This is a genomic window from Actinotignum sp. usb-actsch-rep-73 (assembly GCF_059082735.1).
Genome location: NZ_JBHNPV010000083.1, coordinates 162641 through 169675 on the forward strand (window position 1 = coordinate 162641; position 7035 = coordinate 169675).

Annotated in this window: 8 protein-coding genes; all 8 read left to right on the plus strand. The window is 57.0% G+C overall.

Annotated features, from left to right (window positions below; genetic code table 11):
* Positions 1-8: 8 nt before the first annotated feature.
* The 8 genes from atpD to AC5RE1_RS08390 all read left to right on the plus strand — a co-directional run bounded on the left by atpD (position 9) and on the right by AC5RE1_RS08390 (position 7018).
* On the plus strand, positions 9-1457 hold the full coding sequence (gene atpD, locus AC5RE1_RS08355) for a F0F1 ATP synthase subunit beta (RefSeq protein ID WP_103631924.1): 1449 nt from the start codon (positions 9-11) through the stop codon (positions 1455-1457).
* Entirely contained in the window at positions 1457-1720 is a 264-nt protein-coding gene (locus AC5RE1_RS08360; RefSeq protein ID WP_103631923.1) for a F0F1 ATP synthase subunit delta/epsilon, read from the plus strand. Before atpD ends, AC5RE1_RS08360 begins: the two co-directional genes overlap by 1 nt.
* A 65-nt stretch (positions 1721-1785) precedes the next feature.
* Entirely contained in the window at positions 1786-2190 is a 405-nt protein-coding gene (locus tag AC5RE1_RS08365; RefSeq protein ID WP_103631922.1) for a DUF2550 family protein, read from the plus strand.
* Positions 2191-2316: 126 nt separating this feature from the next.
* Positions 2317-3015, plus strand: coding sequence for an endonuclease NucS (gene nucS, locus AC5RE1_RS08370; protein ID WP_493938637.1), 699 nt, complete (start codon positions 2317-2319; stop codon positions 3013-3015).
* Positions 3016-3077: 62 nt separating this feature from the next.
* Positions 3078-3374, plus strand: a complete 297-nt coding sequence (locus AC5RE1_RS08375; RefSeq protein ID WP_493938639.1) for an Rv1322 family protein — start codon at positions 3078-3080, stop codon at positions 3372-3374.
* 139 nt (positions 3375-3513) lie between these two features.
* On the plus strand, positions 3514-5043 hold the full coding sequence (locus tag AC5RE1_RS08380) for a hypothetical protein (protein ID WP_285068066.1): 1530 nt from the start codon (positions 3514-3516) through the stop codon (positions 5041-5043).
* On the plus strand, positions 5004-6059 hold the full coding sequence (locus tag AC5RE1_RS08385) for a hypothetical protein (protein ID WP_285068067.1): 1056 nt from the start codon (positions 5004-5006) through the stop codon (positions 6057-6059). The genes AC5RE1_RS08380 and AC5RE1_RS08385 overlap by 40 nt, the downstream gene beginning before the upstream one ends.
* A 71-nt stretch (positions 6060-6130) precedes the next feature.
* Positions 6131-7018, plus strand: a complete 888-nt coding sequence (locus tag AC5RE1_RS08390; protein WP_493938642.1) for a tetratricopeptide repeat protein — start codon at positions 6131-6133, stop codon at positions 7016-7018.
* Positions 7019-7035 lie beyond the last annotated feature (17 nt).

Below are 7035 nucleotides of genomic sequence, written 5' to 3' on the forward strand. Positions count from 1 at the left end.
GAAGAACTATGAGCCAGGAAGAACACAAAGCGGAAGGTCGCGTCGCTCGCGTCGTCGGCCCCGTCGTTGACGTCGAGTTCCCGCCAGACAGCATTCCTCCGCTGTACAACGCACTGAAGGTTGATGTTGACCTTGCCGGACAGGGCGAGGGTGAAGGATCCTTCACCATGACCCTCGAGGTCGCGCAGCACCTCGGTGACAACCTTGTTCGTACCATCGCGCTGAAGCCGACCGATGGCCTAGTTCGTGGTGCTGTTGTCACTGACACGGGTGCACCGATCTCGGTTCCCGTCGGCGATATCACCAAGGGCCACGTGTTCAACGTGACCGGCGAACCGCTGAATCTGAAGGAAGGCGAGCAACTCGAAATCACTGAGCGTTGGCCAATTCACCGCCAGCCTCCGGCATTCGATCAGCTTGAAGCCCGAACCAAGATGTTCGAAACGGGCATCAAGGTTATCGACCTTCTGACCCCCTACGTCCAGGGTGGCAAGATCGGCCTGTTCGGCGGCGCGGGCGTCGGCAAGACCGTCCTCATCCAGGAGATGATCCAGCGAGTCGCGCAGGACCACGGCGGCGTGTCCGTCTTCGCGGGCGTCGGCGAGCGCACCCGAGAGGGCAACGACCTCATCCGCGAGATGGGCGAGGCCGGCGTCTTCGACAAGACCGCCCTCGTGTTCGGCCAGATGGACGAGCCGCCGGGGACGCGTCTGCGTATCGCACTCACCGGTCTGACGATGGCTGAGTACTTCCGCGACGTGCAGCACCAGGACGTGCTTCTGTTCATCGACAACATCTTCCGCTTCACCCAGGCGGGCTCCGAGGTCTCCACCCTCCTCGGGCGCATGCCCTCGGCGGTCGGCTACCAGCCGAACCTCGCGGATGAGATGGGCCAGTTGCAGGAGCGCATCACCTCGGCGGGCGGTCACTCGATTACGTCGTTGCAGGCCATTTACGTGCCTGCCGACGACTACACCGACCCGGCCCCGGCCACGACCTTCGCGCACCTCGACGCGACGACGGAGCTCTCCCGAGAGATCGCCTCGAAGGGCATCTACCCGGCCGTGGATCCGCTCGCCTCGACCTCGCGAATCCTCGATCCGGCCCTCGTGGGTCGTGAGCACTACGACACGGCGACGCACGTCAAGGCGATCCTCCAGAAGAACAAGGAGCTCCAGGACATCATCGCGATCCTCGGCGTCGATGAGCTCTCCGAGGAGGACAAGGTCACGGTCTCGCGTGCCCGGCGCATCGAGCAGTTCCTCTCCCAGAACACCTATATGGCGGAGAAGTTCACGGGCGTCCCCGGTTCGACGGTCCCGCTGTCGGAGACCATCGAGGCCTTCAAGCGCATCGCCGAGGGCTACTACGACAAGGTTCCGGAGCAGGCGTTCTTCAACATCGGCGGCATCGAGGACCTCGAGCGCCGCTGGCGCGAGCTCGGCGAGGACGCCTGATGGCCGACAAGGTACTCCAAGTCGAAATTGTCTCCCACGAGGGACGTCTCTGGCACGGCGTTGGTACGTCCGTCCAGATCCCCGTGGTTGATGGACAGCTGGGTATTCTTCCGGGTCGTCAGCCCATGCTTGCCATGCTGAATGCAGGCACTGTGCTGGTGACGACCAAGGAAGGTGTCCAGACGTTCACCGTTGACAGCGGATTTGCGTCCATTGACTCTGATTTTGTGACCGTGGTCGCTGATCACGGTACGATTTCCTGATAAGGAGCCCCCGTTCGGGCGAATCCGAGCGGGGGCACTTTCATACTTTTGATCGGAGGTGCTTTATGACTTCGCTTTTCGCCATTGTGCTGTGGCTCGTGGTATGTGTTGTGGTTATTGGTCTGCCTGTCTTGCTGATCATTAACGTGCGTGCGCGTCACTTGGAAAACAAGCTTGGCGCATTCCGGTCATTCTCACGTCCCGATCAGCACTCGGGATGGACCGCGGGACTGGGACTCTACGACGTTGAATCGCTGTCGTGGTATCGCTTGGTTGGCTTGACGAATAAGCCCGTGTATTCCGTGAAGCGTCGAGGACTTCAGATCTCTGCGGCGAACCCGCATTCTAAAGATGGCGAACTTGTTGAGATTCGCCTGCTCTCCAACGAGAAGCGCTATGAGATCGCATTGTCAAAGGAAACATACAATGCGCTTGTCTCGTGGGTCGAATCCGGTCCGCCTCAGGTCTGAGTTCCTTTCATGCACTGCTACTCGGTTGTCTGCTTCCTGCTTCTCAGCTTTGAAATTTGAGCATCTTGCCACGTCTGAGGCGTTGATAGTAAAGATCGAGTGCCTTCACCTGTTAGGCTCTGGGGCGTGCGAGTCCTCATTGCAACGTGCACCGTTGATTATTCCGGTCGTCTGTCAGCCCACCTTGACCCCGCCACGCGCGTCATCATGCTCAAGGCGGATGGTTCAATTTTGATCCACTCGGATGGTGGATCATATAAGCCTCTGAATTGGATGAATGCCCCGTGCACGGTCACTGTGGAAGTGCCTGAAAGTGATGAGGAAGTCGACGGCGTTACTGAAGTGTGGACTGTCCAAGCAGATAAGAAAGATGACCGTCTTGTCATCTCGATTCACGACATCGTCTCGGATGTGAATGTTGATTTGGGCGAAGACCCCGGTCTTGTGAAGGACGGTGTTGAGACACATCTTCAGGAGTTGCTGGCAGAGCAGGTTCCTGAAGTCTTGGGTGAAGGCTGGACTTTCGTTCGCCGTGAGTTTGAAACTCCGATCGGCCCCGTTGATTTGATGGTGAAGAATCCGCAGGGTGAGCATGTTGCTATTGAAGTGAAACGTCGTGGCGGTATCGATGGTGTTGAGCAGTTGACTCGCTACCTTTCGCTTTTGTCGCGCGATCCGTTGTTGAAGAATGTGTCGGGCATTTTTGCCGCCCAGGAGATTTCGAAGCAGGCTCGTACTCTGGCCGAGGATCGTGGCATCCGCTGTGTTGTGCTCGATTATGACGCTATGCGTGGCTTCGATGATCCTGAGTTACGTCTGTTCTGATGTCGTCGAACGCGCGCTGACATCTATCGCCATGATGACGAAGCGAATGGAGAAGTAGGGCCATGGCACGGCGTTCAATGAAACGGCGATGGAGTGAGCCTCACCGTGAGCTTGATATGACACGGCTTTCGTCGATGCCTCATACGGAAACTGGGCCTGATGGTAGTGATTATCAGGTTCGTCGCGTCTCGTCATCTTCGAAGGAATATACATGCCCGGGGTGTTTGCGCCCGGTGCGTGTTGGGGCAGCACACGTTGTTGCATGGCCAGAAGAAGCTCCCTATGGTCTGCCACAGGGACTCGATGGTAGGCGTCATTGGCACACGGCTTGTTGGAACAGGAGACTGCGTCCGAACTAGGAAGTGGCATAGGAGTATGGAAGCGCCCTTTAATCTCATGTTATTTGTCACGAGATAGTGAATTTCATGTGCCTGTTCGTGCGTTTCCTCGTATCGTTGAACGGTTAGAGTCTTTACTTCATAACCGAGGAGGCAACGCGTGAACCGAATCAAGGCGTACGCCGCTGCTACCACCGCTGGCGCGATCGCACTGGTTTTTGTGATCATTGGTGTCCTTGCTCTGACCATTTTTCAGCCACCAAAGGAACTGTCGTCGTCTATTGAGTCGCCAACGGCGATCATCATGACGCGTGACCGCGTTCTGCCGTTGCTTGACAAGAACGTTGTCGTGACGGCGACGTCAAAATCGGGCGCTGAGCTGACACTGGGTGTCGGCACTCCCGGTGACGTCCTCGGTTGGATCGGGAACGATCCCTACACCGAAGTTGTTGGTCTGACCTCGGATCGTAGTGTCCTGAAGGTGAATCAGCACGAAGGCGTTGCTGGTGATACCGGTCAGTCGAGTGCACAGTCTGGTGCTCAGTCTGGCTCGGATACGGCGCACTCCGGTGCTCAGTCAGGTGCACAGTCTGGTGCACAGTCTGGTGCTACTCAATCTCAGGTGGGGACTGAGCCTGCTCAGTTGGTTGCCGACGCATCCAAGTCTGATATGTGGTTGCACTCCGTGACGGGTGAGGGCACGGTATCCGTGTCTTTAGATGATGTTTCCGCTGGTCTTTCGGTGCTGGCAGTCTCTACGTCGGGTGCTTCTGATACGACCCTGACACTGACGTGGGCAACCCGTAGTGTGAATACTCTTGCGATTGTTTCCTTTATTCTTGCGATCTTGTTTGCGTTGATCGCAGGTGTGGCATTCCTGAGCCGTTACCAGCTTCTTCGTCATCGTGCTGAGCGCGCGAAGGCGCTGGAAGAGCGTCGTAGCGCTGACTCGACCGAGACTCAAGCAATTGACGTTAATGCGGTGAGCGCCCTAGCCGATGCAAAGAAGGCCGAAGAAGCTTCTATTCAGGACGCTTCCACCGAGGAAAACGAAGAGTCTGCGCAACAGGACACTTCTGATGACGCCCTCCAAGTCGCAGATACTGAAGCTACAGACAAGGTCAGCGATTCTGAAGAGGCAGTAGCTCAGGCAATCGACGAATGGGCGACGGATGACCGACTAAACGGCGGCGAAACCACTGAAGAAACCAGTGACGCAACCACTTTCGATGATGTGACCATCGATGGTGACCCTGTTTCCGGCGACAGTGAGCAGGTTGCTCAAGCTGAATCTGAAGATTCAGCTGGGGGCGAAGACAACACCTCAGAAGAAGTCCCCGAAGCAGAAGAGACTGTGAAGCCGGTGGCTGGTCGTCACGGTGAATGGGCGGGCACCGAAGACCAGGATCCGCCCGAGAAGGTCTCAACCGATACCGGCATCATCGATCTGTCGAGCATCCGCCCCGGCGTCACACTTCCAAGCCGTCGCGCACTGCGCGAAGCCCGTGAGAAGGGCGAAGAGAAGATCGTGATTGATGGACGCGAGTTCCACACCGGCCTGATTCCGATTGTGCACCAGACGGATTCTGATGAGTCTGCGGGATCAGAGTCTGAAGAATCCTCGTCTGCTTCCCGTAGCGGAAGTGACTCGTGGACGAAGCTCATGTCTCGCTGGTTGAAGAAGAATTGACGAAGGAGATTGCAATGAAACGACGCACTCTCGTCTTTTCGACTGCTCTTGTAGCGACGCTTGGCCTGGCTGGATGTGGCGGGGGAGAACTGACTGTTTCTGACACCAACCAGTCGGCCTCCGTTTCGCCGAACCTTGATCAAGAGCGGATTTCGTCAGCGCTGGCAGAGGTTCAAGAAACGTTGAACAGTGCTGATGAAGCGCTCAATGGTGACGTCTTTGACGGCCGTATTTCCGGTGGCGCAGCTCGTATGCGTAAAGCCCAATACGCTTACTCTGTTGCGTCCGGTGAGGCTGTTACCCAGCTTGACCTGACTCCTCAGACGACAGCAGTGACAAACTCGTTGCAGTGGCCTCGTGCCATCGTGAATATCCGCCAAGCCGACACGTCGCAGTTGCCCGTCATCGAGATGCTCGTGCAGAACGATGCTCGTAGCAAATACTCGCTGGTTGCGTGGGCGCGTATGCTCGGGGGAACTTCGCTGACCACCCCTGCGGTGACGAAGGGGTCGGCATACGTAACGAATGACACCGAGGGGTTTGTCATGACACCCGGTGACGCTGCGCAAGCGTATGTGGACATGCTGAACGCATCTTTGTCTTCGAATGAACACTTCGCTTCGGACGAGTTCACGTCCAAGTACCTTGATGCGGCATCGTCGTTGAATTCCTCGCTGGCAGCTGCCGGTAATGTGACTGCGTCGGCAAGACTGACGGAGAACCCGGTGACGGGCGTTGTACTGGAAGATGGTTCGGCTCTTGTCGCTACGACATTCTCGTACACGTTGACGTACTCTCGTACGGTTGCTGGCTCGACGATGCGACTGGGGGGCCAGACGGCAACCATGAACGCAGGAGATGATGATTCGGTCAAGGGCACTGCGGTTGCAACCTACGTGGCGACCGTGATGATGAACATTCCGTCGAGCGAACAAGGCGGTGTCGCGCGTATTATCGGCGCTGAACGTGTTCTTGAATCCGTGACGATGGACGAATCAACGAACCCCGGTAACTAGAGTTCTCACGCTTCGAGGGGCGCTTGATTGGTACTACCGCCGACGTATGTCTGAAATGCATTGGAGGAACAATGCCGAATGAATCGAGCATGATGCCTGCTGACTCCCATGGGGCAGTGGAGCTGGGGGCTTTAGCTTCCGCTCAGGTTTCTGGCCAGGAAACGGGCTCACCTGAGGCTCAGGTGGGGTTGAATGTGCCACTGGTTGTGCAGGTCAGTGAAGAGAACTTCCAAGATCTGATGGCGAATTCAGCGACCGTTCCGGTGATCATTGTCATGTATTCGTCGTCACAATTGGAGTCGAAGCCGTTTGTTGCTTCGATGGAGGATCTTGCTCGCGACTATGCGGGTCGTTTCCAGTTGGCGACTGGCGATGTTGATGCGTCGCCTCACATTGCGCAGGCGTTCCAGATTCAGGGTGTACCCGCCGTTGTGGCGTTGATGAATCAGCGTCCGCTTCCGTTGTTCCAGGGAATTGCGCCGAAGGATCAGGTGCGCCCGATCATTGATCAGGTGTTGGATGCTGGCGCTCAGATGGGGGTTAACGGTCGTATTGCGGTGTCCGAAGAGGATACGGCTGCTCCGATTCCGCCTGCACACGAGGCTCCTCTTAGCGCCGAAGAAGCAGGACAGCTGGATGAAGCGATCGCTTTGTGGGAGAAGGTCCTGGATCTGAATCCGAAGGACGAGGCCGCGAAGGCTCACTTGGCGCGTGTGCGTGTTGCTGTGCGGAGTGCTTCAGCTGATGCGTCTGATCCGGCGGCCCATGCTGATGCTCTCTTTGCGTCTGGTGATCACGAAGGTGCGTTTGACCTGTTGCTGAAGATCATTGCGACGGCCGATGACACGGAAGCAAAGGATGCAGCGCGGTTGCGCTTGCTGGATCTGTTCCGCGTCGCCGGTAACTCTCCCGACGTCATGAAGGCGCGCATGATTTTGTCGACGCTCGTGCTTGTGTGAGCGACGTAGAAAGTAAG